21 protein-coding genes and 2 pseudogenes are annotated in these 25,269 nt (G+C 43.0%); 14 read left to right on the top strand and 9 right to left on the bottom strand.

What is annotated here, in order from left to right; genetic code table 11:
* Nucleotides 1–234: 234 nt before the first annotated feature.
* The 7 genes from ACED42_RS01300 to ACED42_RS01270 all read left to right on the top strand — a co-directional run bounded on the left by ACED42_RS01300 (nucleotide 235) and on the right by ACED42_RS01270 (nucleotide 7,202).
* Complete coding sequence (locus ACED42_RS01300; RefSeq protein ID WP_009844908.1) at nucleotides 235–549, top strand: winged helix-turn-helix domain-containing protein; 315 nt, start codon at nucleotides 235–237, stop codon at nucleotides 547–549.
* Nucleotides 550–828: 279 nt separating this feature from the next.
* The gene (gene rbsD / locus ACED42_RS01295) at nucleotides 829–1,248 is read left to right on the top strand and encodes a D-ribose pyranase (protein ID WP_009844907.1); all 420 of its coding nucleotides are present in this window, start codon (nucleotides 829–831) and stop codon (nucleotides 1,246–1,248) included.
* Nucleotides 1,249–1,345: 97 nt separating this feature from the next.
* A complete protein-coding gene (gene rbsA, locus ACED42_RS01290; RefSeq protein ID WP_009844906.1) occupies nucleotides 1,346–2,851 on the top strand; it encodes a ribose ABC transporter ATP-binding protein RbsA in 1,506 nt (501 codons plus the stop codon).
* A complete protein-coding gene (rbsC, locus tag ACED42_RS01285; RefSeq protein WP_009844905.1) occupies nucleotides 2,848–3,840 on the top strand; it encodes a ribose ABC transporter permease in 993 nt (330 codons plus the stop codon). Before rbsA ends, rbsC begins: the two co-directional genes overlap by 4 nt.
* Before the next feature lie 173 nt (nucleotides 3,841–4,013).
* On the top strand, nucleotides 4,014–4,892 hold the full coding sequence (gene rbsB, locus ACED42_RS01280; RefSeq protein WP_012600805.1) for a ribose ABC transporter substrate-binding protein RbsB: 879 nt from the start codon (nucleotides 4,014–4,016) through the stop codon (nucleotides 4,890–4,892).
* 229 nt (nucleotides 4,893–5,121) lie between these two features.
* Complete coding sequence (rbsK, locus tag ACED42_RS01275) at nucleotides 5,122–6,048, top strand: ribokinase (protein WP_017102568.1); 927 nt, start codon at nucleotides 5,122–5,124, stop codon at nucleotides 6,046–6,048.
* A gap of 152 nt (nucleotides 6,049–6,200) precedes the next feature.
* Nucleotides 6,201–7,202: a substrate-binding domain-containing protein gene (locus ACED42_RS01270; RefSeq protein ID WP_012600807.1), complete on the top strand. Its 1,002-nt coding sequence runs from the start codon at nucleotides 6,201–6,203 to the stop codon at nucleotides 7,200–7,202.
* A gap of 123 nt (nucleotides 7,203–7,325) precedes the next feature.
* Here the strand turns inward: ACED42_RS01270 and ACED42_RS01265 are convergent, their stop codons facing one another.
* Nucleotides 7,326–7,976: a hypothetical protein gene (locus tag ACED42_RS01265; protein WP_371701072.1), complete on the bottom strand. Its 651-nt coding sequence runs from the start codon at nucleotides 7,974–7,976 to the stop codon at nucleotides 7,326–7,328.
* Nucleotides 7,977–8,273: 297 nt separating this feature from the next.
* Between ACED42_RS01265 and ACED42_RS01260 the strand changes: the two genes are divergently transcribed.
* Nucleotides 8,274–9,845 (top strand): cyclic diguanylate phosphodiesterase, encoded by a 1,572-nt coding sequence (locus tag ACED42_RS01260; RefSeq protein ID WP_371701154.1) that lies wholly within the window; start codon nucleotides 8,274–8,276, stop codon nucleotides 9,843–9,845.
* 92 nt (nucleotides 9,846–9,937) lie between these two features.
* Complete coding sequence (locus ACED42_RS01255) at nucleotides 9,938–10,060, top strand: hypothetical protein (RefSeq protein WP_371701156.1); 123 nt, start codon at nucleotides 9,938–9,940, stop codon at nucleotides 10,058–10,060.
* A gap of 76 nt (nucleotides 10,061–10,136) precedes the next feature.
* Here ACED42_RS01255 and ACED42_RS01250 read toward each other — a convergent pair whose 3' ends face one another.
* Nucleotides 10,137–10,481, bottom strand: a complete 345-nt coding sequence (locus tag ACED42_RS01250; protein WP_241909248.1) for a hypothetical protein — start codon at nucleotides 10,479–10,481, stop codon at nucleotides 10,137–10,139.
* A 69-nt stretch (nucleotides 10,482–10,550) separates the two neighbouring features.
* Here ACED42_RS01250 and ACED42_RS01245 point away from each other — a divergent pair.
* Nucleotides 10,551–10,697, top strand: a pseudogene (locus ACED42_RS01245) (IS110 family transposase); the annotation flags it as partial.
* Nucleotides 10,698–10,884: 187 nt separating this feature from the next.
* Here the strand turns inward: ACED42_RS01245 and ACED42_RS01240 are convergent.
* Nucleotides 10,885–12,084: a hypothetical protein gene (locus ACED42_RS01240; protein ID WP_102249207.1), complete on the bottom strand. Its 1,200-nt coding sequence runs from the start codon at nucleotides 12,082–12,084 to the stop codon at nucleotides 10,885–10,887.
* A 38-nt stretch (nucleotides 12,085–12,122) separates the two neighbouring features.
* Here ACED42_RS01240 and ACED42_RS01235 point away from each other — a divergent pair.
* Nucleotides 12,123–12,367: pseudogene (locus tag ACED42_RS01235) on the top strand (hypothetical protein); the annotation flags it as partial.
* Nucleotides 12,368–12,697: 330 nt separating this feature from the next.
* On the opposite strand, the gene ACED42_RS01230 reads toward ACED42_RS01235, so the two are convergent.
* From ACED42_RS01230 to ACED42_RS01205, 6 genes are all read right to left on the bottom strand, one after another.
* Nucleotides 12,698–13,573 (bottom strand): prohibitin family protein, encoded by an 876-nt coding sequence (locus ACED42_RS01230; protein WP_371701070.1) that lies wholly within the window; start codon nucleotides 13,571–13,573, stop codon nucleotides 12,698–12,700.
* Between the two features lie 162 nt (nucleotides 13,574–13,735).
* The gene (locus tag ACED42_RS01225; protein WP_371701068.1) at nucleotides 13,736–14,113 is read right to left on the bottom strand and encodes a hypothetical protein; all 378 of its coding nucleotides are present in this window, start codon (nucleotides 14,111–14,113) and stop codon (nucleotides 13,736–13,738) included.
* Between the two features lie 414 nt (nucleotides 14,114–14,527).
* Nucleotides 14,528–15,070 (bottom strand): hypothetical protein, encoded by a 543-nt coding sequence (locus tag ACED42_RS01220; protein ID WP_371701067.1) that lies wholly within the window; start codon nucleotides 15,068–15,070, stop codon nucleotides 14,528–14,530.
* 448 nt (nucleotides 15,071–15,518) lie between these two features.
* Nucleotides 15,519–15,854, bottom strand: a complete 336-nt coding sequence (locus ACED42_RS01215) for a hypothetical protein (protein ID WP_371701065.1) — start codon at nucleotides 15,852–15,854, stop codon at nucleotides 15,519–15,521.
* A gap of 131 nt (nucleotides 15,855–15,985) precedes the next feature.
* Complete coding sequence (locus ACED42_RS01210) at nucleotides 15,986–17,062, bottom strand: hypothetical protein (protein WP_371701063.1); 1,077 nt, start codon at nucleotides 17,060–17,062, stop codon at nucleotides 15,986–15,988.
* Nucleotides 17,063–17,415: 353 nt separating this feature from the next.
* Nucleotides 17,416–19,998 carry a molybdopterin oxidoreductase family protein gene (locus tag ACED42_RS01205; RefSeq protein ID WP_371701061.1) on the bottom strand — a complete coding sequence of 861 codons (2,583 nt, stop codon included), beginning with the start codon at nucleotides 19,996–19,998 and terminating at the stop codon, nucleotides 17,416–17,418.
* A gap of 472 nt (nucleotides 19,999–20,470) precedes the next feature.
* Between ACED42_RS01205 and nirB the strand changes: the two genes are divergently transcribed.
* The 3 genes from nirB (at nucleotide 20,471) to ACED42_RS01190 (ending at nucleotide 25,151) form a co-directional block, all read left to right on the top strand.
* Complete coding sequence (gene nirB / locus ACED42_RS01200; RefSeq protein ID WP_371701059.1) at nucleotides 20,471–23,053, top strand: nitrite reductase large subunit NirB; 2,583 nt, start codon at nucleotides 20,471–20,473, stop codon at nucleotides 23,051–23,053.
* A gap of 140 nt (nucleotides 23,054–23,193) precedes the next feature.
* Complete coding sequence (gene nirD, locus ACED42_RS01195) at nucleotides 23,194–23,538, top strand: nitrite reductase small subunit NirD (RefSeq protein ID WP_004730303.1); 345 nt, start codon at nucleotides 23,194–23,196, stop codon at nucleotides 23,536–23,538.
* Nucleotides 23,539–23,681: 143 nt separating this feature from the next.
* Nucleotides 23,682–25,151 (top strand): NarK family nitrate/nitrite MFS transporter, encoded by a 1,470-nt coding sequence (locus ACED42_RS01190; RefSeq protein ID WP_371701058.1) that lies wholly within the window; start codon nucleotides 23,682–23,684, stop codon nucleotides 25,149–25,151.
* Nucleotides 25,152–25,269: the final 118 nt, after the last annotated feature.

Here is a 25,269-nt window from a genome sequence, read left to right as displayed (position 1 = left end):
CAACAGAATTAGTTAAAACACCATAAGAGCCTGAATAAAAAAGAAATAAAAAAACACCTAACGTTTGTTTGAACAATCTATTCCCTTCCAAATCATCCGGTTTTTAGGTTTTTCCACCTCGCACTTACGCAAGCTTACTTTCAAGAGTGGCGTGATTTTGCATAATCCACACGCTTTAGTAGCTTGCGACTTAACTCAATCTCAACCATTCAGAATAAGACGAATAGAAACACGATGAACCACACAATAGAGCTTAACGGCTTAATCATTGATACTGACTCTCGAACGATTACTAATGAACAGGGGAATAAAATTACTTTACGCCCTCACCTACTTTCGGTGCTCTGTTTACTAACAGAAAATCTAGGGGACCCCGTTTCTAGGGAAGATATTATTGATATGTGCTGGGAAGGGGAACTCACCTCTCCTCACATACTTGCTAACGTCATCTATAATCTGCGTAATGTTTTTACGCGCTTAAGAACACCAGACATTCAGATAACCACAATCACCAAGTTTGGCTACATTTTGTCGGTTGACCCCACTTAATTAAATTTAAGCGACACTACATTGTGTCAAAACTGTATGAGCAACAAGCCGTAGCGCACTCTTTATATCTCCATTGTGAACGTATTTATGCAATCAATGGCGTTGATTAAGATCACTAAAAAACGCCCCATCGAAACGTTTCGATGATCGTTATCACACTCTAGGAAAGTGAAGAGTGCAAATGATAAATCAGACACTATTATCACTATCGAAACGTTTCGATGGTTTTTCTTGAGTTGTTCTCAACCCATTAAACGTTATTTTTCGATAGGTCGTGATATGAAAAAAAGTACTCTAATTAATTCTGAACTCTCTTATTTAGTGGCGACTCTTGGCCACACAGATGAAATCACGATTTGTGACGCGGGCTTGCCGATTCCAGATCACGTAACTCGTATTGATCTTGCCTTAACTCATGGTGTTCCGAGCTTTCAGCAAACGGTAAAAACCATGCTGGATGAATCTCAGATTGAAGGCGTTGTGATTGCAGAAGAGTTTGCGAAAGTAAGCCCAGACCATCACGCTGCACTGATTGATTTAGTTAAGACAGAAGAAGCGCGTTGCGGCAAATCGCTTTCGATTACTTACATCACTCATGAAGAATTCAAAGAGCGAACGCATGACAGCCGCGCGGTTATTCGCACTGGCGAATGCACGCCATACGCAAATGTTATTTTCCAAGCTGGCGTAACGTTTTAGCTCAAGCTCAGCGTTTGAACCTAAGCGCAACGACAGCTCAGTGTCATCACTGAACCAAAACAATCAAATACAACTGGCCCCGAGTAAAGGAACCGACATGACTCAAGCCATTTTAGAACTTAGCTCAATTGAGAAAGCCTTCCCAGGTGTTAAAGCATTAGATAAGGCGAGCCTCAACGTTTACCCAGGGCGCGTAATGGCGTTAATGGGGGAAAACGGTGCAGGTAAATCAACGTTGATGAAAGTGCTTACCGGCATTTACCACTTGGACGGCGGCACTATCGCATACCAAGGTAAACCCGCAGCATTTAAAGGACCACGTGATTCACAACAAGCCGGCATTAGCATCATTCACCAAGAGTTGAACCTAATTCCTGAGCTAACCATCGCCGAGAACATCTTCTTAGGTCGTGAAATCACAGGCACCATGGGACGTATCTTGTGGAACGAAATGTACCAAGAAGCGGACAAGCTACTTAAACGCCTTAACGTAAAACACAGTTCAAAAACTCCTTTAGGTCAGCTAAGCCTTGGTGAGCAGCAAATGGTAGAGATAGCGAAAGCCCTATCGTTTGAATCTAAGGTCATCATCATGGATGAGCCAACGGATGCACTAACCGATACCGAAACTGAGTCTCTATTTAAAGTAATTAACGAACTACGTGATGAAGGCTGTGGCATTGTTTACATCTCTCACCGTTTGAAAGAGATCTTTGAGATTTGTGATGACATCACCGTGCTTCGTGACGGTAAGTTCATTGGACAATGTGAAGTAAAAGACACCGACGAAGATGGCCTAATCGAGATGATGGTTGGCCGTAAACTGGACGAGCAATATCCACGTATCGGACAGAGCCACGGTGAAACCTGCCTTGAAGTGATTGGCCTGACAGGTTCTGGTGTTCATGACGTGAGCTTTACTCTAAAGCGCGGCGAGATTCTTGGTGTATCTGGCCTAATGGGTGCAGGTCGTACCGAACTGATGAAAGTGATTTACGGTGCCCTTCCAAGTGAACGCGGCGTCATCAACCTAGAAAACAAAACCATCAACCCGGTAAGCCCGAAAGATGGCTTGGCGAATGGCATTGCTTACATCTCTGAAGACCGTAAAGGCGATGGCTTAGTTCTAGGGCTTTCAGTGAAAGAGAATATGTCTTTATGTTCACTTGACCTACTGACAAAGAGCGGTCAAATCCAACATAAAGACGAAGTGATCGCCGTGGATGACTTCATCAAGCTCTTCAACATCAAAACCCCGACTCGCGAGCAAATCATTGGCAACCTTTCTGGTGGTAACCAACAGAAAGTGGCTATCGCTAAAGGCTTGATGACAAAACCAAAAGTATTGATTCTCGATGAGCCAACGCGTGGTGTCGATGTCGGTGCTAAGAAAGAGATTTACCAACTCATTAATAAATTTAAAGCCGACGGCATGAGCATTATTTTGGTCTCATCTGAAATGCCAGAAGTGTTAGGAATGAGTGACCGCATCATGGTGATGCATGAAGGCCGTGTAAGCGGTGAATTTGATGCTAAAGAAGCAAACCAAGAATTATTACTGGCGTGTGCGGTCGGTAAAAAGATCAACGAGGACGCAGCATGAGTACTAAAACCATGAGCAAAACAACTGAAACTGAAGCGCCAAAGAAAAAACCATTAATCAGCAAAGAGTGGCTGATTGATCAAAAGTCATTGATTGCTTTGATCTTCCTGATTGTTGTCGTTTCTTTCCTAAACCCAAACTTTTTTACTGTCGACAACATTCTGAATATCCTGCGTCAAACCTCAGTTAACGCGATTATCGCAGTCGGTATGACACTGGTTATTTTAACCGCGGGTATCGACTTGAGTGTCGGCTCTGTACTTGCGCTTTGTGGTGCATTCGCAGCCAGCATGATTGGCATGGAAATCCCTGTGATGATCGCAGTGCCAACCGCTCTAGTAGCTGGTGCAGCATTAGGTGCTATTAGTGGTGTGATTATCGCTAAGGGTAAAGTCCAAGCCTTCATCGCAACGCTTGTAACCATGACACTACTTCGCGGCGTAACCATGGTTTACACCGACGGTCGCCCTATCTCAACAGGCTTTACAGACACAGCAGACGCATTCGCTTGGTTCGGTACAGGCTACGCAATGGGCATCCCAGTTCCAGTATGGATCATGGTCGTGGTGTTCGCAGCAGTATGGTACCTATTAAACCACACACGCTTTGGTCGTTACGTTTACGCACTGGGTGGCAACGAATCAGCAACTCGCCTATCAGGCATCGACGTAGACAAAGTGAAAATCGGCGTTTACGCAATCTGTGGCCTGCTAGCTGCAGTGGCTGGCATCATCGTGGCATCGCGTTTGTCATCTGCTCAACCTACCGCAGGTATGGGTTATGAATTAGACGCCATCGCAGCCGTGGTTCTTGGCGGCACAAGCTTAGCGGGCGGTCGTGGTCGCATTATGGGTACATTGATAGGTGCACTGATTATCGGCTTCCTAAACAACGCCCTAAACCTATTAGACGTATCTTCTTACTACCAGATGATTGCAAAAGCAGTGGTTATTCTTCTGGCAGTATTGGTCGACAACAAAAACAAATAAGACTCTAGTTTGAGTCAATGCAACACCCTGCTTTATCTATAGAAAACCCATAGAAAAGCACCTTTAATTGAAATATCTATCAGTAACAAACCTATAAACATTAAATCTATAAATAATGTAACAACGAGCTAGGGTTATCCAACCTAGCTCACCCTACATAAAGGACTTACACCATGAAAAAATTAGCGACTCTTATTTCTGCTGCCCTTCTTTCTACAACAGTATCTGTGTCTGCACAGGCGCAAGATACAATGGCAATCGTTCTGTCTACACTGAATAACCCATTCTTTGTAACCATGAAAGATGGCGCAGAAGCGAAAGCAGAAGAGCTAGGCTACAAGCTTATCGTTCTTGATTCTCAAAACGATCCAAGCAAAGAGCTTTCGAACATTGAAGATCTAACCATTCGTGGTGTTAAGGCAATCCTGATTAACCCAACGGATTCAGACGCTGTGTCTAATGCGATTCGTATTGCTAACCGTTCAAACATCCCAGTACTGACACTAGACCGTGGTGCAAGCCGTGGTGACGTAGTGAGCCACATTGCTTCTGATAACGTAATTGGCGGTGAAATGGCGGGTCACTACATCATGGAAAAAGTGGGCGAGAAAGCGAAAGTAATCCAACTTGAAGGTATCGCGGGTACATCGGCTGCTCGTGAACGTGGCGAAGGCTTCATGAACGCAGTAAACGGCAGCGACCTTGAGCTTCTTGCAAGCCAACCTGCTGATTTCGACCGTACTAAAGGTCTGAACGTAATGGAAAACTTGCTTGCTGCTAACCCAGATGTACAAGCGGTATTCGCTCAAAACGATGAAATGGCACTAGGTGCTCTTCGCGCCGTTCAAGCTTCAGGTAAAGAAGTGATGATCGTTGGCTTTGATGGCACTGAAGACGGTATCGCTGCTGTTAACCGCGGCCTACTAGGCGCAACGGTTGCACAACAGCCTGACCTAATCGGTTCTTTAGGTATTGAAATAGCAGACAAAGTACTGAAAGGCGAGACAGTAGACGAGTACGTACCAGTAGCTCTAAAAATCATCGCTAAGTAAGCTTGTTTGTTACTAAGTAATTCAGTTTAACGCTGAAATCTAATTAAGCAGGGAGTCCCCTATCTCCCTGCTCATTAGCTCACTAACTTGCTGACTTGCTGACTCAAGAAAAAACAAAAAAACCGACAGTGCATCGCTGTTTCTCATAAGCCGTCTAACAAGGCGAGCAATTTACGTAATGAGAAAGACCCATGCATTTTCAAATACGATATATCATAAGGCTCGTATCATGACTCAACTGATTGTTTTAGGTAGCGTTAACGCTGACCACGTACTGCAAGTTCCTTCTTTCCCTCGTCCGGGTGAAACCTTGATTGGCGGCAACTATCAGGTCATCCCTGGCGGCAAAGGCGCAAACCAAGCGGTAGCTGCAGCGCGATTAAACGCAGATATCGGCTTTATCGCCTGTGTCGGTGACGACCCATTCGGCATCAATATTCGTCAAGATTTTGCTAAAGATGGCATCAACATCGATGGTGTTATCGTTGCAGACAACACGCCGACAGGCATCGCGATGATCCAAGTATCAGCAACAGGTGAAAACAGCATTTGTCTTTCTGCTGAAGCCAACAACAAGCTGACTTGCGACCAAATCGAACCTCACCTAGAGAAGATTCGCGGCGCTAAATACCTGCTGACTCAGCTTGAAACGCCAATTGAAGGCATTGAATACGCAGCAAAAGTAGCAAAAGAGAGTGGCACTCAAGTGATTCTAAACCCGGCACCTGCTCGTCCATTATCGGATTCATTGCTTGCTTGCGTTGATGTGATTACACCCAACGAAACCGAAGCAGAAGTTTTGACAGGCATTACCGTTACTGACAGCGCATCCGCTCATCAGGCAGCTTTAGCTTTGCACGCAAAAGGCATCGAGACTGTGATGATCACACTTGGCGCGAAGGGCGTTTGGGTAAGTAAAAACGACAAAGGTGAGCTCATTGCAGGGTTTCGCGTTGAAGCGACAGACACAACCGCTGCTGGTGATACCTTCAACGGCGCATTGGTGACAGGCTTGCTTGAAGACATGCCACTTGAGCGCGCGATTAAGTTTGCTCATGCCGCTGCTGCTATTTCCGTAACTCGTTTTGGTGCTCAAACGTCGATTCCGAACCGTTCTGAAACCGATGCGTTTTTATCAGAGCAATTATCTGCCTAACTTTAGACCCATTTGAAGGCTTAACTCCTGAGCTAAACCGTAGTTAACGGATGTGAGCCTTCAAATTCGGTAACAACAAATAACAAGCATAAGCCCCTGTATTCAGGCAGAATATCGCGCAACGTGGCAAGTTACTCCCACAAGGATTTTTTATGGCAACAATGAAAGACGTCGCTCGGCTAGCAAAGGTTTCTACTTCAACCGTCAGCCATGTGATCAACAAGTCACGTTTTGTCAGTGAAGAGATCGCTGAGCGTGTTAACAGTGCGGCTAAAGAGCTCAACTACGCGCCGTCTGCATTGGCTCGCAGCTTGAAAATGAAGCAAACCAAAACCTTAGGCATGCTGGTTACTACCTCTACAAACCCATTCTTTGGCGAAGTAGTAAAAGGTGTTGAACGTCGTTGTTATGAGAAAGGCTACAACCTTATCTTGTGTAACACCGAAGGCGACAGCGACCGTATGAAGTCATCTATCGATACCTTGTTGCAAAAGAGAGTCGATGGCTTGATGTTGATGTGTTCAACCCTTGAAGGGCAGCATATTGACGTATTTGAACGCTACCCAGAACTACCTGTTGTGGTCATGGACTGGGGCCCAATGCTGTTCGCGAGTGATAAGATCCAAGACAACTCGCACCAAGGTGGCTACATGGCGACCAAGCATTTGATAGACAACGGCCACTCTCAGATTGGTTGTATCACCGGCCCACTTCACCGCAATCAAGCCTCTTCTCGTTATCAAGGCTTCAAGCAAGCGATGGAAGAAGCAAAGCTAGAGATCAACCCTAAGTGGATTGTTGAATCCAACTTCGAATGCGACGGCGGTTTTGACTCTTACCAAACACTAAAAACCCGAGGCGTAATGCCGTCAGCAATCTTCGTGAGTAATGACATGATGGCAATGGGTGTGATTCACGCTGCCGCACAAGATGGCACGTCGATTCCAAACGATCTTTCGATCATTGGCTACGATGACATCCACTTGTCAAAGTACATGACCCCAGCTTTGAGCACTATCCACCAGCCAAAGCACCGTTTAGGTAAAGCGGCGGTAGATACTCTCTTGAACCGACTCAAAACACCAGATGCGTATCCGCAAGTTGTTGAGTTAGAGCCAACGTTAGTTGAACGAAGCAGCGTCAAAGCGATTTAGGGCTCCTTTCTACAAATCTAAGCAACTGTTCTAAACAACAGATTGAAGAAACAGACCCAAACAACAAAGGGCAAGGTTAACTAACCTTGCCCTTTTCGATTCTATTGCGTTTCACTCATCTTCTTAGCGGCTCTTTGCTAAATAGGTGGCCAGTTTCTGATAACTGCGTTTAGGATTATGTCCAAAAACCACAAAAGCATACAACCAAATAACAAGAAGCATTGAAAACAAACCTGACTGGAAACCATCTAGGTACAACTCAGGTAGCAAGTCGACTACCTTTTGATAGTTCACAATTGAAATTGTTGTTTTACTGCTAATCAACTCATACGTTAAGCTTATTGGGCCCACGAAAGCCCAGACTAAAAACCACGACACGCCTGCGACAGGCACTAAACTCAGTAGCGGCTTAAGTTGCTTAACCGGGAAAATGAAATACAAAAGCATAATCAAATACAGAGCGGCTAAAAATAAGCTCCATGCGTGAACACTGACTTCAAAAATCCGATAACGCTCATCGACATACATGATTAACACTACCGCCCCCAATACACCAAGCGATAATAGTTTTCCCACATACCTCATTCTAGAAAACCTAATCAGTACATAACCAATCACAAGAAGAAAGCACGAAAGCCAAGCTAACACTTCTGGTTTGGTCTCAAAAAGACGAGGTGTTGCGGAATTAGACAAGATAAAGATCGCGTAGGTAGGAGCAATCATCAGAAACGCGATAAACACACGCACCAACATCCAAATCATATTTTTTATCATTACGCTCAAATCCACTCACTCGCATTATTTCAAAAATTACAGTTTTCAACTTGATGATAAAAAACCGGCAACAATCCGCTTCATCAAAAAACGCAAAAGTACTGAACAAAAAAACGACACACTCAACCTTGGAAGCATATCTAACATCCTGATTTCTATAGTGCGACCATGCGTTACGCTATTTATATCAATAACTCAGACTTTTGTTCACACTATTTATGCATAAGCTTGCGTTATTATCGCTAAATTTATAAATTAAGTTGCATGCACACACCAATCGGTCACGCTTCTCTTAATATGGATATCAAGTACCACCATTTTGCCAAAACTTCGTTCTTCTTTGCCATTTCTTTCTTTTTTTTCATGGCATTGCTCATTCCTTTGACACCTTCTCATTACCAAACGTTAACCGAAGACACATCAAGGTTAGTAGAAACGAGGTTAGAAGGGATTCAATCAAGGTTCGACCGTTTTTTATCTGAAATTACCCCAGATCAGCCTTGCGACACGATTGTTAGACAACTTCGACAAAACGTTTTTGAAGCTGATTGGGTGAAAGAAGCCGCGGTGTTCGACAAAGAGAACCGATTTTACTGTTCAACCACCGAGGGTGAAGTTTCATTTCGCCTATACAACACCATCAGGCAGCGACTCAATGACGCCCCGAATTTAACGACCTTATCGTACTCAAACTCGGCCATCACTCAAGTTCGATCAATCATGCTGATATTCTCGACTAAGGAAGGCTCAGGAGTGAGCCTGATGATTCCTCCGCACTTCATCTTTGAGCTTGTAGAAGCTAATTTGAATAGCCAGGGCATTAACTCTAAAGTTGAGGTGATCAAAAGAGACATTCACCCTACCGACCTCGGCTCATACAACGCGACAGTACGGATACAGTCAGACATCTACCCATTCACCGTCACCTCATACATTGGTTATCAGTATTATATTAACTTCATGCTGAGTCACTTATGGTTCGGCTTTCTTATGGCCGGAATTACGACCATTATTCGCCTTTCCCTCAAGCATAAAAAACAGAGCCAACGTAGCTTAGAATATTCGCTATCCAGTGCTCTGAAAAACAAACACCTACATGTTCACATGCAACCTATCGTTAACCAAAGCACCAATAAAATCGTAGGCTGTGAGTCATTATTGAGATGGAACGATCCAATTGAAGGTAACGTCTCCCCTGCTATCTTCATTCCATTGGCTGAAAGTTTAGGCTTGATTGAGAAGCTGACCTATTTCGTGCTGCATGAAGTGTTAACGACATTGAAAAGTAATCAAGAGGTGTTTGCATCAAAGTACATCAGCGTCAACATCAGCCGAAACGTTGTATCCAACAGTAACTTCACTAATAAAGTGATTAGCATCTTTAAAAGACACCCTGAGATTCTCAAACAAGTGGTTTTCGAGGTGACAGAGGATGGTGAGTGTTCTGATGCCGATATGGTCAAAATTAAGGACAACTTGCAAAAGCTATCTGATCTTGGTGTGAGAATTGCCATAGATGACTTTGGTACTGGCTACGCAGGATTAGACTTTGTAAGGCAATTTCCGTTCAGTATTCTCAAGATTGATCGCGTGTTCGTGAAAAACATATCCGACGAATCCAGTTTTGGTATCCCACTATTAGAATCCATGCTTCAGCTATCACGCACCTTAGGCATGCAAGTCATAGTTGAAGGCGTTGAGTACGAGTCGCAACTGAAGATCTTGTCGAAACTAGGCGTCGACTACATCCAAGGCTTCTACTTCTATAAACCAATGCCAATAAGTCTCGCCATTAGCTTGATCAAACAGCAAGATTTTGAATCAGATAAAGTTGAGGAACAAACAAACCAGACATTTCTTGCTACATAAGGCACTGAAAAAAGAAATGAAACACAAAGACTATAGATATCCTTTGATAAACATTTAATTCATCGCATCGTTAGTGCATCACAAGGGATATCATGGAAAAGAAACTTCAAATCAAACTGGAGCCTAGCCTGCTGCAGCTGAGAATTGGCATTTTTATCGTCTTCTTGTTCAGGGGCTTGGATAAGACCCTTGCCCCTGAGCACGCGACATTCTAATTTGAAGCACGTTAGCCCACTACTAGGAGTGTGGTAACTCGAATTGGGTTCACTCTTAAATACTTGTTATACAAAGTTATCTACCTGACCAATAATCCATAACTTTCGGATATGCATGATATCTAAGTCCGTATAAAATAATCCCAGCAATTGCAGACTGACATGCTAGATTGATTACCACTTGAGTGAGATTAGGCTGATTGATTGCATAAAAATGAATGGCAACCCAAGGGGCAAACGCAATCATACTTGATATAAAAACATTCCCTCTTTGATACTTCATGATAAACCAAGTTTGAAAAGCAGGAATTATTAGAAAACCTCCCATCATCGTTAGAATTACACTCAAAATCCCAGCCAAAAAAGCCGTTATAGATGAAGCCAATAAATGCATTAACAACTTAGCGATACGATTTAGCACTCTACCTCCCTTTCTATATAACGAATAACATGGATTTCCCCTTCCGAGGTTCTACAATATTTATGTGGTATCTATTTCTGCGCTATCTAATTAGCTAAAAACCACTTTAGCCTTCATGCCGTAAACCAAAATAGTAAGGTCATACTTCATAACTCGGTAACCCACTCTAAATTACGGACTACAATAGCAAATATGTCACTCATGCGTATAAGCGTGAGGCCTGTGTTGGTTATCACAACCTTACCTTGGCCTCGCTCGCCTTGAGAGAAACCTCAAAGCAATGTGCCCTTCAAGCCTAATCGTACAGTTTACTCAATACAATGGTTCCGGGATTGCTCAACACTCAGGGATTTAGTGTTGCCAGCGTGAAGCCTTAATCCTTATTCGTTTATGTGGATATCAGCTAGCATGCGTTGAAAGGTGGTTCTGTTCTATAAAAATATGCCATTGCAATCTTCATGGCCATCCATCCTTCATATGTGAACATCTCTTGGGGGGCATTTAAAGGGAACTCGATATATTTATAAAGTGGATTACTTTCATCAACACTCTCAATACTAATAAATTCCCAACTCTCCTCCGCCATTTTCATTTCAGATTGAATACTAGCAATATCTAATGTAGTTTCAGCAATAAAAAATAACTGGGGTTTACCTCCTCGGACTAGCTCCCTTGTAAACGCAAGCGGTATTAGGCTATATTGATCTGGTCTAAGTCCAATTTCACTTTTTATTTCCTTTTCTATTCCTTTACAGAAAAAGTCGAATGATAAGGTATTCGTAATAGTATCATTTTCATTCCATGCAAAAACCCCAGATGCAGAGCAATGGAATTTACCTAGGCCGTTATCCATTATAGCTTGTTCATTCCCACGAATGGGTATCAGTACTTCTTTTGTATTTGGATTAACGACAATAGCAGCCACGCCTAGAGTATTTGAAAGTATTGATGATCTTAGAGGAGTAATTAGACCATTATGAGCTTTTTCATAATCATTTCGAATCGTTAGTAATGGGTCTTCCCCTAATACACCAGAAGCCCAATCTAAAGTTAGATTCGTTGCGACTTGATCAAAGTAAGTAGCTGGTTGGATATGAATTTTGTTTTCCGTTACATCAAAATTAGTGATACGTATGGAGTAATCGTTTTGCCACTCGCCTGATGTTTCATCAATTTTTATCTTGCCTAAGGCTTTAAATAGTTCTACTGCTTTTTCTGAATGTTCTTTTAAATAGTCGGGAACCTGGTATTTCGCGTCAATAAAACACACTTCTAAATCATCTACATTTTTTCCATAAGAAAAGCCTTTATTTCCTTTTCTTAGAGGTATGGTTTCAGCATATGGTGCGCGACAGAATTTATATTCTTTTTCTAACTCATATTGACTATAGAATTTAACTAAATTATTAGTGTTGGATTCGACAAAAAGACCGATTTTATCTTGAGCATTTATTCCAGTTCTAGTCCGTTTTATCTTCCCTTTTTCAACTAAAGGAATGTTCGCAGCGAACCCTCCCACAAATGGAACGCTAAGCTGTATAGTTGGGTTTTCTTCTTTATAACGTTTCCAAAACCTCTTTAGACTTCCGATTACTGCTTTCATTCAAAACCCTCGATGTTGAAATCCATATTACGAATGACATGGATCCCCCCTTTCGAGGTTCTGCCACATTATGCGGTACCTATTTCTATGGTATCGACCTAGCTAAAAACCACTTTAGCCCTCATACCGCAGGCCAAAATAGTAAGTCCTGCTTCATAAAGCATCACCCCACTTTAACCTACTGACTACAATAGTAAATATGCCATTCATGCGTATAGGCGTTGAAGCGTGTGACAATGCACAATATTGGACAAGAACACTAAATAAACTAGGTCATACGGCCGTATTTTTAATATTGGTTTTGGCATGTGTAAAGCTTGAGCCAACTCACTTAGCAGAAAGACAACGAGAACAAGGCTGGTGGCATTTGTGGAATAAGAGTAAACATGGCGACAATAAACAGCAAATGACTAACGGCTTGATAAGATCACTATCACAACCTTACCTTGGCCTCACTCGCCTTGAGAGAAACCTCAACACGGTGTGCCCTTCAAACCTAATCGTACAGTTTGCTTAACAAAGTGACTTTGGGCTTATGCAAGCTTCAGGGGTAAATGCTGACTGTGCAACATCTCACCCCTTCTGAATTAGGATTACCTTTAATTCTCTAATGCTACTTAGCTCTCATGTCCAAAATAGGCATATTTTCACCACCCAACATTGTTGCTGGCAGCTTTCCGTCCCAGTTTTGAGCTTCGGTCAGTTTAATGATTAATGGGTTGTCCCCAAGAGCTTTGGCCTTTGCATTAATCGCTTCTGCTTCAGCAAAACCTTTTAATTTAATCGCCTTCGCTTCAGCTATAGCGATAAGCTCAATACCATCAGCTTCGGCTTTTGCCGTATTTACGGCTCTTTGAGCTTCTAAGTTTTGTCTAGCCAGTTTATGTTTCTCGGCAGCTGCTAAGTTTTTCTCAGTCTGCTTCGTTTCGATTGAGGTAAGGTATTTTTTGGGTAGGGCTATATTTTCAATCTGTATATTATCTACGCTTACTGGAAACGCGGCCATTTCTTCAATTAAATTGGATTCAATCGCCTGAATAGCACTCGCTCTATCTTGAATTAACTGCTCTACATCATACTTAGGAATAACATCCTTGGTTGCCGACCTAAATCTAGGGTCAAGAATACGAGCTTCAAATTGCGGAAGACCGCCATACTGTCTAAAAAGATCTAACGCTGCAGATTTATCTACCGTCCAGTTAACGGATACGACGACAGTAACTGGCATCTGCTCCTTTGTACTAGAGGCCATTTTCTCTTCATTCTTGCGTGTTCGAACTTCAATTTCTTCAACGCTGTCGATAAACGGTACTTTGAAGTGTAAGCCTGGGCTTACCTGTGTTTTAGCTTCACTAAAGCGCTTAACAATACCAATGTGCCCCTCATTAACAGTATAAACTGAACTAAAGAGAACAAAAGCAACGGTAATTCCGGCACCTACCTTTTTAATAGGTAAGTTAAATTTCTTCATTTCTACAGCTTGTTTCATTTTTTTGACCAACCAACTTATTATATGTGTCAATAATCAATATCAATCCTAACGCCCGTAAGAAAGTGAACCCCAAAGAGCTAGTTAAGTACACGGTACTCTTACTGTAACCATCGAGCGTAACCGCCGAGCGTAACGCATCATATTAATCCTTATTTTTTATTACTTGCCTGTTTTATATTCCATCACGAGCCTTACTATTTCATCGAGTTCCTCGCGTTTGTTTGACGAATATAACCCAGACTCTACAACACCAACGTCATCGTTATTGAAAACACCGACACGTAACTCATACTTTTTGGTTAAAAGGTATCCAGCGATGCCAATTATGGAAAACACACCAATACCAGCAAGTGGACGAAAAAGGAAAATAGGTAAACTAAACACAAGCGCAATAAAGAACGACCTTGTGATTTTACTTTTAATGTCATGCTCTTTAACGTAGATATTTTCTAACGTATTAAGCTTAAGAGGCTTTGGGCTCTTCCTTGTTACAATCGAATCAGACTCAAGCCAAATATTCTTTTTGCCACTTCCCATTGTTCCTCCTCCATAAAGCCAACCAACTTAAAATACGATAAACCTATCTTTAACAACACCTTACCAATCAATACTTGCAAGGCAAATGATTAATGCGATTAATTCCCATTATCACATCCAGTATCGATTCATAATTTGATGGTGACTTTAACCCAGCCGAAAGGCATCGCAAATAAAGAGAATGGCATTTTCGGAATCAGAGGAGATGTGACGACGAAAGAAACAGGAAAATGGCTAAATGATTAATAAGATTGTTATCGCTACCTTATTTGGACCTCACTCGCCTTAAGAGAACCTCAAAGCGATGTGCCTTTCAAATGCAATCGTACAATTTATTTAATGAAGTGGCTTCGGGCTTGTTCAACACTTGGGATTTAGTGTTGGCTGCGTAAAGACTTCATCCTTATTTGCTAGCTAAAATACTGTAAACGCAAATTTGGTCTTGCCTATTCGGTTCGTTGAAATACAGCCCGACGCCAATTCGACATCATAGCTTTCTGCGTATTCATTAACTAAAGTCTCGAGCTGTACTTGCGGTAAAAAAGGATGAATACCCAATGACCACATTGATCTAATATCGTTCTCTGAACCTTTCACTTGACTAATTTTACACACGTCTTTCATCATACCTGCAATACATGAAGCGGCACTCAAGTTTTGTTTGATTTCAAGTGCTATATAATGCCCAAGTCGGGCATTTTTCTTTCGAATCAAAAAGTCTATCGCCATGAATTTTTTACTCTTAGAGATTCGCCTGTCCATTGAATACTGAAACTCTCGGATCCATTCATCCACAAGCAGTTGAGTTTCCAGAAACATGGCAAATTCAACCTGAAGCCAGATCTCCCAACCAGTCAACTTATTACTTTCAATGAGCTTCAGTCGCTCAACAATATACTGCTGACCAAAGAAATCGACCGCTAATTCGTTAATAAATTGAAAGTCATTTTTAACCATGAAAATACCTTTTTTTATTGGTAACCTAGCGAGTAACATGGGCGCCCTCTTCCGAGGATCTGCTACACTTGTGTAGTGCTTAATTGCATCGTATTATACATGTCTGATTCTTCAGTATCGACCTAGGTAAAATCACACTATTCTTCATGCTTAGTCAAAAATGGTATGGCTGCCGCTAATGCGTTGAAGCGTGTTGTGGTAAACATTATTAGACAAGAACACCCAGCCAACTTGGACAATGATGTTAGCCATGGAATGCAACCTTACATCTAACAACATATGAACAATTGTTAGATTCAGGAAAACCCACAAAAGTAGCGATAGTTGCCGGCATGAAAAGGATGGTTATAAGCTTACATTCGATACAGATAAACTATGTAATCTAGGATAAAGATAACGTCAAAAATTAACCATGACGCCATAGTCCTGATTATAACGAAGCTCACGTTTAGCGATTTAGAGCCGTCCAACTTGAAAATAAGCCTAGATCTATATATTGATGTTCAAAGGCACGTTTGTAACGTACACCAACATACTTAGCCTTACCTACCAAATTTAAACCCACCAGAAATTGTTTCGCCGATGACTTCCTTTCGAATACCGGAATGCCCAAAGCTTCAAATTCTTTTAGAGTCCCAGAGTCAACCAATATATTGCCATCATGGTCATACTGAACATGTTCAAGCTGAACAATCTTAAAGTCTATACAGTCTGCTGAAAGACTTGGTTCAAATGCATAGAGCAACTGATTTTTGGTTGCTGTATTTGCTATTACAAACGCCATTTTTATTTCCTAAGCAATAATTCCCATTAGATAGCTGACAACGCAACCAATACACTAAAATTATCATTGTAATCACTGAAGTAAGCCGAATTTTAAATTCCAGGTATACTGAATCATTCCTGAATTATTTGTTAGTTGTTGGTATCGACTGACAACCCCATCTCGCTCATTCCTATTTTTAATAACAGCTCTTTTAGTTCATTCGCAAAAATAATTTTTACTGAATCATCTAAGAGTGCGACATCCAAATTTTGTTCTCTTTTACACTTAGTAACGATCACATACTTATCTATGAGTACTAGCCCCTCAGTTTTCCAGTAACCATCAGCCTTTGAAATTTGCTGAACAGCATAACCAGACATATAACCAGAATAATCTTTCACTTGAATAGCTATTGCATACTGAAAGTCGGATAACCCTGGGAATTTGATCAATATGTCCGTGCCATGCTGCTTTTCTAAAATTCCCCCCGTACGCTCAACTACAACTGGAGCAGGGTATATTTTTTTAAGTCCCTCAACTAAAGCGTACTCCCACTCTTCGTTAGATAAATTCGCATTCAAACGGTCATAAACTTCATTAGAAAAACTTTCCGTATCAAAGCTATTTGATAAACTATCAGTCAGAATACTGTGGAATCGATCTGTAAAACTAACTTCATTCCTTAATTCAGAGTCTTCTTTTGAGATAACTTGTTCGATCGCATCAGCGCAATGCCCTATGCTCCAAAACCTTGATACATTTTTTAATGTAGAACGAATATCACCCGAAATTGACTCATTTTTTCTAACAAATTGTTTTATAAGCTTTGCTGGAAAAATGTGACCAAAATCTCCAAGATTTTGATCAATTTCATATTTGTACCCTTTGTCAAAATCTTCAGTTGCTTCAACTACAGCGACTTCATTCCACGTAGGAAGTCGAGGAATGAGTAAAATGTCACCTTTTTTAACTTTATTAAAAATAGGAAGGTTTCTTCTTGCACCACTATCCATTTCCAAGTTGTTCAAGCACTGTTTTGGATCCCATCCCCAACCTTGACGTAACCGTCCCTGCTCTAACTCAGAACGAAAGAAGTCAATTTTGTCTTTATTTATTCTGTAACCCCAATAATTCCTAGTCATCATTTCCTCAGTTTTTATTAAAACACTTAGTATCAAGTTTGAAAGTGCGATACTTACTGTAGATGCGTGTGAATAGTTCTTCATGCGTACCTGACACAATTCTGTTTAGTAACTAAATAGAACAGACCGCTTAAAATAACTTATTTAATAACAGAATCTTACCTACTTATTTCGCATCAAATATGACCGAAATCATAAATTTCACATATAGTTAAAGCTAAAGCCAAGCAATGGCTCAATGTATAGATTGGTCGTAATCTTGTTTATTGATTTAAGGCAACCTAAGTATTTGAGCTAAAAGGCCAGTGACTCGTATGAGGATTGAGCTGCAGTATGGACCAAGAATGGCCATATCTTATGTATCTAATTTTCAAACAAAAAACGCCAACATGGTTGTCGGCGCTTTCGCTATAGGTACGGTGAGTGAGAGGTAGTAACTACCTCGCCAAAGCACTCAAAAACTCGGCTTCGAACTCTTCATCGGCTTCTCGGGTTAGGCATTCCACCAGCCAATCGATGCTTTGATGGTCGAGCTTACTGTTCACCACAAAGGCTTGCTTTACGCCAGACTGACCCAGCTTGGCAGAACCGTAGTTCTTGAATGATTTATTGCCGTGGTAATGGAGTGATTTAATCGCCTCTGCATTCGGTTCTGGTAAAGCATCGAGTGTGTTGGCAAGTTGAATCACCAACTCCATTGGGTTCTTCGATGATGAAATACGATACAAAAAACCGCCCTCCACTCTTTGGCGAACCCAGTAATCAAAGCCGCTGCAATCCATCACCTTGTCGCTGACCAGTGCGGCTTCACTGCGATAACCACACGGTTCAACCACTACTGGGGTATGTTTGAACTCTGGTTGGCCTGATGCAGCATCAGTATGAGGCAAGATCAAGTCACACGGCTTACTGTCTTTGGCGGTCGGTGCGTTCCAATGAATCGGCATGAAGACTTGTTCACGGCGCATCTCTTTGGTCACCACTAAGCGAGCTTGGCACTCCCCTTGTGCACTGCGTACTTTCACCACAGGATTAATAGTGGAGTGGTTGAAGGCATCTAGCCCAAACTCATCTAAGCCAAGCTCTGCAACCGTATCTGGGTGCATGGCGACAAACGGCTCTGGGGTGTGTTCGCCTAAACCTGCGGCCAAGCCCGTGCGGCTCATGGTGTGCCATTGGTCTCGGATTCGGCCTGTGTTCATGATAAGTGGGAATTCAAGGCTGGTATCGGCAATCGGTTTGTCGTGCTCAACTGCAATAAACTGCGCTTTGCCAGATTCTGTAAAGAACTCACCATTGGTAAACATACGCTGCTCAATGATCTCAGGTTGATACTCAAGTACTGGCCATTGCTGTGGAGTGAGTTCGCCATAGCCTTTTTCATCCAGTTGCGTGAGTCCAATTAAGCACAAGTCACGCGCTTTACCTGTTTCATTGCCGAGCGCTGTCATCTCGCAATACTCTTTGAAGATCTCGCCTTCGTGGCGGTAATCAAACTGATCGTTGAACCCCATTTTTTGTGCGACTTCTTTTAAGATCCACCAATCAGGTTTAGCTTCCCCTGGGCTTGGTAATATACGGCGTTGGCGTGAGATTCGGCGCTCAGAGTTAGTCACAGTACCCGACTTCTCGCTCCACCCTTGTGCGGGCAGCACCACATCGGCCAAGCGAGTGGTTTCAGTATCGGCAATACAATCCGACACCACCACAAATGGGCACTTCTCTAATGCGGCTTTGATTTTTTCGCTGTCAGGCAGGCTCACAACTGGGTTGGTTGCCATGATCCACACCGCTTTGATTTTGCCTTCATTCATCGCATCAAACAGGTCAATCGCTTTTAACCCCGCATGTGTGGCTAAGCTGTCGGTTTGCCAAAATTCACTCACGGTTTGGTGTGATTGCGGATCACAAAATTCAAAGTGCGCCGCTAAGGTATTGGCTAAACCGCCCACTTCTCGGCCACCCATTGCGTTCGGCTGGCCCGTTACAGAGAATGGCCCCATACCCGGATTACCTATTTTCCCGGTGGCTAAATGGCAGTTAATAATGGCATTCACCTTGTCACACCCTTGTGTAGATTGGTTCACGCCTTGGGAGTAAATGGTCAGCACCTTCTCGTTCGATGCAAACAAACTGTAGAACTGTTTTAACTGCTGCTCTGTTAACCCTGTGAGCTCAGGAACACTTTTGTCGCACTTACTTGATTCGGTATAACGGTAATGAGTCGCGGATCGAATGGCTTCGGTAAAACCTTGGGTGTGATGTTCAATGTAGTTAGTGTCGAGCAGGTCGTTGTCATCTAAGTAGGCTAGCAAACCATTGAACAGTGCTACGTCTGAGCCGGATTCCAACGCCAAGTGGATATCTGCAATTTCACAAGTGTCGGTATAACGCGGGTCAATAACGATCACTTTTAATACAGGGTTGGCTTGTTTGGCGGCTCTTAACCTTTGGAATAACACAGGGTGACACCAAGCGAGGTTTGAGCCAGTAATCACGACTAGATCGGCTTGCTCGAGATCTTCATAACAAACAGGTACTGTGTCTGCGCCAAATGCTCGCTTATGCCCGACCACAGTTGAAGCCATGCAAAGGCGAGAATTACTGTCGATGTTGCCACTACCGATGAAGCCTTTCATCAATTTATTGGCAACGTAATAGTCTTCGGTAAGCAGCTGACCAGAAACATAAAACGCAACCGAATCGGCCCCAAATTCTTCAATCGTTTGATTGAATTTGTCTGCGACCAACTGAGTAGCACTGTTCCAATCCAGCTCTTGTTTTTGCTCATTCTGAATATGAGCCGGCTGTGTTAGACGTCCTAAAGGTGTGACAGTATCACCAAGCGCAATCCCTTTAGTACATAGCTTTCCATAGTTTGATGGATGATCTTTATCACCACGTACTTCTAGCTTTCCTAACGATGTTGGTCTCGCTTCTATTCCACACCCTACACCACAATAAGCACAAGTTGATTTTATCCAGCCGCTGTTTGAATCGGTCATCCGTTTCTCGCTCAATTATCCATAATTGTAATAACTCAAACCAAGCAAATAGCACGCCACTTAATACCAGCCGACAAAAATGAAATATTTAACATTAAAAACAATCACTTAATAAAAAACAAAATATCAACACTGAATAGATTTCAACTTAACCAAGATAGAAACTTAATTTTTGCACCATCTTGCGGAAAGTTGCACCACAAACGCTCATTTATATAAATCTAACAAAAAATCCACATACCACTTTAGGGGTAAATGCGTGCCGCTTATAAATTTTAAACGACTGAAAAATATAAATTAAATTTTATTTAAATGAACAAACTGCAATCTGGCATCCTCCTTGCTCCACTAGAAACCAAGACTTAGAAAAAACATTTTTGTTTTTCTTGATGATTATGAATTGAGTGGAATCTCAACCCGGTATTCATCTGCTAACAGCTAGAAATTAGATGCTAGTGGTAGTGACACCGAGAATAAGGAATGGATTATGAGCAAGAAGAAAATCGTCGTTGTGGGTAACGGCATGGTTGGACACAAATTTATCGACAACATCCTGCAATCAGACAGTGATGAGTTTGATGTTATTACTTTTAGTGAAGAGCCAAGGTTGGCCTACGACCGTGTTCAGTTGACCGCTTACTTCAAGCGCGGAAATGCTGATGATTTAGCATTAACCAGCGAAGAGTATTACCAAAGTAATGGCGTCAATTACCTTCTCAACGCGAGAGTCGCTCAACTAGATACTGAAAATAAGTGCGTTGTGACTGAATCGGGACATACCGAGAGTTATGACACCTTGATTCTGGCGACCGGTTCATTCCCTTTTGTTCCCCCAATTCCCGGTAACGACCAAGAACACTGCCACGTTTATCGCACCATCGAAGATCTAGACGCCATTGAACTATCTAGCAAAGGCAGCAAATCTGGCGTCGTTATTGGTGGTGGTCTGCTTGGCTTAGAAGCGGCAAACGCAGTCAAAAACCTTGGCTTGGAAACACATGTTGTTGAATTTGCACCTCGCCTGATGGCCGTGCAGTTAGATGACGGTGGCGGTGCTCTACTGCGCAGAAAAATTGAAGACCTTGGCGTGCAAGTTCATACCGAGAAGGCAACCTCTGAGATAGTCGCGGGTGAGAACGCTCGCTACAGAATGAACTTTGCAGACGGCACCCACCTTGAAACCGATATGATCGTGTTCTCTGCGGGTATTCGCCCTCAAGATGCGCTGGCTCACAGCTCTGATATCGCCATTGGTGAACGTGGTGGCATCGTGATTAATGATCACTGCCAAACCAACATCGACAACGTGTACGCGATTGGTGAATGTGCGCTTTGGGACAACAAGATCTTCGGCTTAGTGGCACCCGGTTATTCGATGGCTAAAGTCGCGGCTTCGCATATTGTGTCCGGCGGTACGGACGATGCTGTATTTACTGGCGCTGACATGAGTACCAAACTCAAGCTATTGGGTGTAGACGTAGCAAGTATCGGTGAAGTACACGGCCAAACGGAAGGCGCTCAATCGTATACCTATAACGATGAAATCGAACAAGTTTACAAACGCCTGATCATATCGGCTGATGGCAAGAAGATTGTCGGTGCTGTTTTAGTCGGTGACGCCGAAGCTTACGGTTCGCTACTGCAAATCAAACAAAATGACATGCCTCTTCCTGAAAACCCATCAGTACTGATTCTACCTAATGTCGCAGATGATTCAGGTTCGGCAATGGGTGTTGAAGCTCTGCCCGATAGCGCTGTGATCTGCTCATGTTTTGATGTGACCAAAGGCGATATCAAAGATGCAGTTTCTGCTGGCTGCACCACTATTGCTGCATTAAAAGAGACCACCAACGCTTCGACAGGTTGTGGCGGTTGTTCTGCTCTTGCTAAACAGGTTCTCGATAGCGAGCTAAGTAACCTAGGTGTGGAAGTCTCTAACGATATCTGTGAGCACTTTGCTTATTCTCGCCAAGAGCTGACTGACATCATTCGAGTCAACAAAATTAAGACGTTCGATGAGCTGTTAGATTCTCACGGAAACGGATTAGGCTGTACTGTGTGTAAGCCAGCAGTCGGTTCAATTTTGGCTTCTTACTGGAACGATTACATCCTCGAAGATCAACACATCGAACTGCAAGACACCAATGACATCTACCTCGGCAACATGCAGAAAGACGGCACCTACTCGGTGGTTCCACGTATTGCTGGCGGTGAAATCACACCCGATAGACTAATCGTGCTTGGCGAAGTCGCAAAAGAGTTCGACCTATACACCAAGATCACCGGTGGTCAGCGTGTCGATTTGTTTGGCGCGCAACTTAACGAACTGCCAATCATCTGGAAAAAACTAATCGATGCGGGTTTTGAAACAGGCCATGCCTACGGTAAATCGGTACGTACCGTGAAATCGTGTGTGGGTAGCACTTGGTGTCGATACGGCGTCGACGACAGTGTTGGCTTAGCGATTCGACTAGAAAACCGCTACAAAGGCTTACGCTCACCACACAAGATCAAGTTTGCGGTTTCTGGCTGTACTCGTGAATGTGCAGAAGCCCAATCAAAAGACTTTGGCATTATCGCCACCGACAAAGGTTGGAACCTCTACATCTGTGGTAACGGCGGTATGCGTCCTCGCCACGGTGACCTTTTTGCTACCGACCTTGATGAAATCACCCTTCTGCAATACATCGACCGTATTCTGATGTTCTACACACGTACCGCAGATCGCCTACAGCGTACATCGGTCTGGATGGAAAACCTTGAAGGCGGCATCGAATACCTCAAGCAAGTCGTGATTGAAGACAAGCTCAACGTTGCTGAAGAACTTGAGGCCGATATCGCTCTCAACATCGAAAAATACCAGTGTGAATGGAAAACCACCATCGAAAACCCTGAAAAAATGAAGCGTTTCCAGCACTACATCAACAGCGAAGAAATGGACACTAGCCTGTCATTCATCAAAGAACGAGAGCAGCGTTTTCCTAAGCCGAGCTTGAGCTCTTCTTCAGATTCACAACGAGATGAAATGCTTACCAAGGCTGACCAAATCGAAGTCACGGAAGTTTCGTAAGACGAATTGCTGGTGAGTGAATCAGTAACAACTAAACCCAATATCGATAGTCGACAGCGGCGCAGCCCAAGAAAACCGCTGTTGGCTATCACCCTAATTAAATTGATTATTAGTTTTTATGTTTTGACTAGGAGAAAGTCATGGAAAATTGGACAACCGTATGCAACACCCGCGACCTAACCCCAAACGGTGGTATTTGCGCCAAAGTAGACGATAACCAAGTGGCTATTTTTTACTGTAAGCGCAGTGACACGCTTTATGGGCTCTCTAATTACGATCCTGTAGGCAAGGCGAATGTTATGTCACGTGGTATAATTGGTTCATTAAGCGGTGAGCCTTACGTCGCCTCACCCTTATACAAGCAGCATTACCACTTAGAAACTGGCGCGTGCCTTGAACAACCCGATCTCAAACTCGTGAAATTTGAAGTTCGCAAGCAAGGAGAACAGGTTCAGGTTCTCGCACCGCTTGCTATCGCCAGTTAACTAAACGCCGACATCATCATGTAAACGCTTTATCAGCGTGAGCAATTTCGGCACAGGGTTTATGCACATTAAAAGCGTTCGAAGTTCGGAAGTAACGCAGATGCACAAACCGGGTAATTTTCCAGATTTAAAGGATTTAAACCATGGATAACACTAAATTTTCGCTGCTTTCATTTACGGGTAAGATGAAGGTCTTACACCTAAGCTGGATGGCCTTTTTTATCACCTTTGTTGTGTGGTTCAACTTTGCCCCACTACTGCAAATGGTAAAAACGTCGCTTGGTCTTTCTACTGAAGAGATCAAAACACTGCTTATTCTCAACGTTGCATTGACCATTCCGGCGCGTGTCGCCATTGGTATGTTAACCGACAGGTACGGCCCAAGATTGGTCTACTCTTCGCTACTCGCGGTCTGTTCAATCCCTTGTTTTATGTTTGCTCTGGCAGACTCTTTCATTCAAGCTGCGATTGCTCGTTTCCTACTTGGCTTCATTGGCGCTGGCTTCGTCGTTGGTATTCGTCTTGTGTCTGAGTGGTTCCCACACAATGAACTAGGTACAGCTGAAGGTATTTACGGCGGTTGGGGTAACTTCGGTTCAGCAGCGGCAGCATTCACGCTTCCAACTCTGGCTTTAGCATTTGGTGGTGAAGACGGCTGGCGTTATGCGGTCGGTATTACTGGCGTAATGAGCTTAGCGTTCTCGTTTGTGTTCTACAAAAACGTAACGGATACACCAAAAGGATCGACTTACTTCAAACCGGCTCAAGTAACGGCAATGGAAGTGACATCAAAGGGTGACTTTTTCTTCCTACTTATTATGAAGATCCCAATGTATGCCGCTTTAGCGCTACTGACATGGAAGCTATCACCAACCAACATCAACATGTTGTCTGACATGGCGGTGTATTCAGTGTATGCAGGTTTAGCCGCACTTTACGTGTACGAAGTGTCGCAAGTTTGGAAAGTAAACAAGAACGTATTTAAAGAAGAAGTGCCTGAGATTCACCAGTACAAATTCAAGCAAGTAGCGGTACTTAACGTGTTGTATTTCGCGACATTTGGTTCTGAACTGGCTGTTGTTTCTATGCTGCCACTGTTCTTCTCTGAAACCTTTGAATTAACGCCGGTTCTTGCGGGTATGGTTGCATCGGCTTATGCCTTTATGAACCTGATGTCTCGCCCAGGTGGCGGTTGGATTTCAGATAAATTCGGTCGTAAACCAACACTGCTTATTCTGACGATTGGTCTTGCTGTAGGTTACTTTGCAATGGGTCAAGTAGACAGTACATGGCCAGTATGGCTAGCGGTTGTTGCTGCAATGGCGTGTTCTTTCTTCGTACAAGCCGGTGAAGGTGCGGTGTTTGCAACAGTACCTCTGATTAAACGTCGTATGACAGGTCAAATTGCAGGTATGACTGGCGCTTACGGTAACGTGGGTGCGGTGGTTTACCTAACTGTGCTTTCATTCGTAAGTTACCAAACCTTCTTCTTAGTGATTGCAGGAACAGCGGTACTAGGCTTCGTTACTCTGATGTTCATGGAAGAGCCTAACGGCCAAATTGCTGAAGTGAATGACGACGGCAGTGTCACGCTAATTAATGTTTCAAATTAGTCTCTGTGCTAAGAAGCATTGATATTATTGAATCGGGAGAGGCACCTTAGCGAATACATCAACGCTAGGTGCTTCGTTCAAAGGCTCTACGTTCACTAGAGCTTTTGTTCTTCCTAGG

The sequence above is a fragment of the Vibrio sp. FF145 genome, assembly GCF_041439075.1.
GTDB lineage: Bacteria > Pseudomonadota > Gammaproteobacteria > Enterobacterales > Vibrionaceae > Vibrio > Vibrio tasmaniensis_A.
This window is presented reverse-complemented; position numbering and strand designations above follow the sequence as displayed.

Coding starts and splice junctions, on each gene's coding strand:
- ACED42_RS01300 (WP_009844908.1), top strand. CDS start 235: ATGAACCACACAATAGAGCTTAACGGCTTAATCATTGATACTGACTCT.
- rbsD (WP_009844907.1), top strand. CDS start 829: ATGAAAAAAAGTACTCTAATTAATTCTGAACTCTCTTATTTAGTGGCG.
- rbsA (WP_009844906.1), top strand. CDS start 1,346: ATGACTCAAGCCATTTTAGAACTTAGCTCAATTGAGAAAGCCTTCCCA.
- rbsC (WP_009844905.1), top strand. CDS start 2,848: ATGAGTACTAAAACCATGAGCAAAACAACTGAAACTGAAGCGCCAAAG.
- rbsB (WP_012600805.1), top strand. CDS start 4,014: ATGAAAAAATTAGCGACTCTTATTTCTGCTGCCCTTCTTTCTACAACA.
- rbsK (WP_017102568.1), top strand. CDS start 5,122: ATGACTCAACTGATTGTTTTAGGTAGCGTTAACGCTGACCACGTACTG.
- ACED42_RS01270 (WP_012600807.1), top strand. CDS start 6,201: ATGGCAACAATGAAAGACGTCGCTCGGCTAGCAAAGGTTTCTACTTCA.
- ACED42_RS01265 (WP_371701072.1), bottom strand. CDS start 7,976: ATGATAAAAAATATGATTTGGATGTTGGTGCGTGTGTTTATCGCGTTT.
- ACED42_RS01260 (WP_371701154.1), top strand. CDS start 8,274: ATGGATATCAAGTACCACCATTTTGCCAAAACTTCGTTCTTCTTTGCC.
- ACED42_RS01255 (WP_371701156.1), top strand. CDS start 9,938: ATGGAAAAGAAACTTCAAATCAAACTGGAGCCTAGCCTGCTGCAGCTG.
- ACED42_RS01240 (WP_102249207.1), bottom strand. CDS start 12,084: ATGAAAGCAGTAATCGGAAGTCTAAAGAGGTTTTGGAAACGTTATAAA.
- ACED42_RS01230 (WP_371701070.1), bottom strand. CDS start 13,573: ATGAAACAAGCTGTAGAAATGAAGAAATTTAACTTACCTATTAAAAAG.
- ACED42_RS01225 (WP_371701068.1), bottom strand. CDS start 14,113: ATGGGAAGTGGCAAAAAGAATATTTGGCTTGAGTCTGATTCGATTGTA.
- ACED42_RS01220 (WP_371701067.1), bottom strand. CDS start 15,070: ATGGTTAAAAATGACTTTCAATTTATTAACGAATTAGCGGTCGATTTC.
- ACED42_RS01215 (WP_371701065.1), bottom strand. CDS start 15,854: ATGGCGTTTGTAATAGCAAATACAGCAACCAAAAATCAGTTGCTCTAT.
- ACED42_RS01210 (WP_371701063.1), bottom strand. CDS start 17,062: ATGAAGAACTATTCACACGCATCTACAGTAAGTATCGCACTTTCAAAC.
- nirB (WP_371701059.1), top strand. CDS start 20,471: ATGAGCAAGAAGAAAATCGTCGTTGTGGGTAACGGCATGGTTGGACAC.
- nirD (WP_004730303.1), top strand. CDS start 23,194: ATGGAAAATTGGACAACCGTATGCAACACCCGCGACCTAACCCCAAAC.
- ACED42_RS01190 (WP_371701058.1), top strand. CDS start 23,682: ATGGATAACACTAAATTTTCGCTGCTTTCATTTACGGGTAAGATGAAG.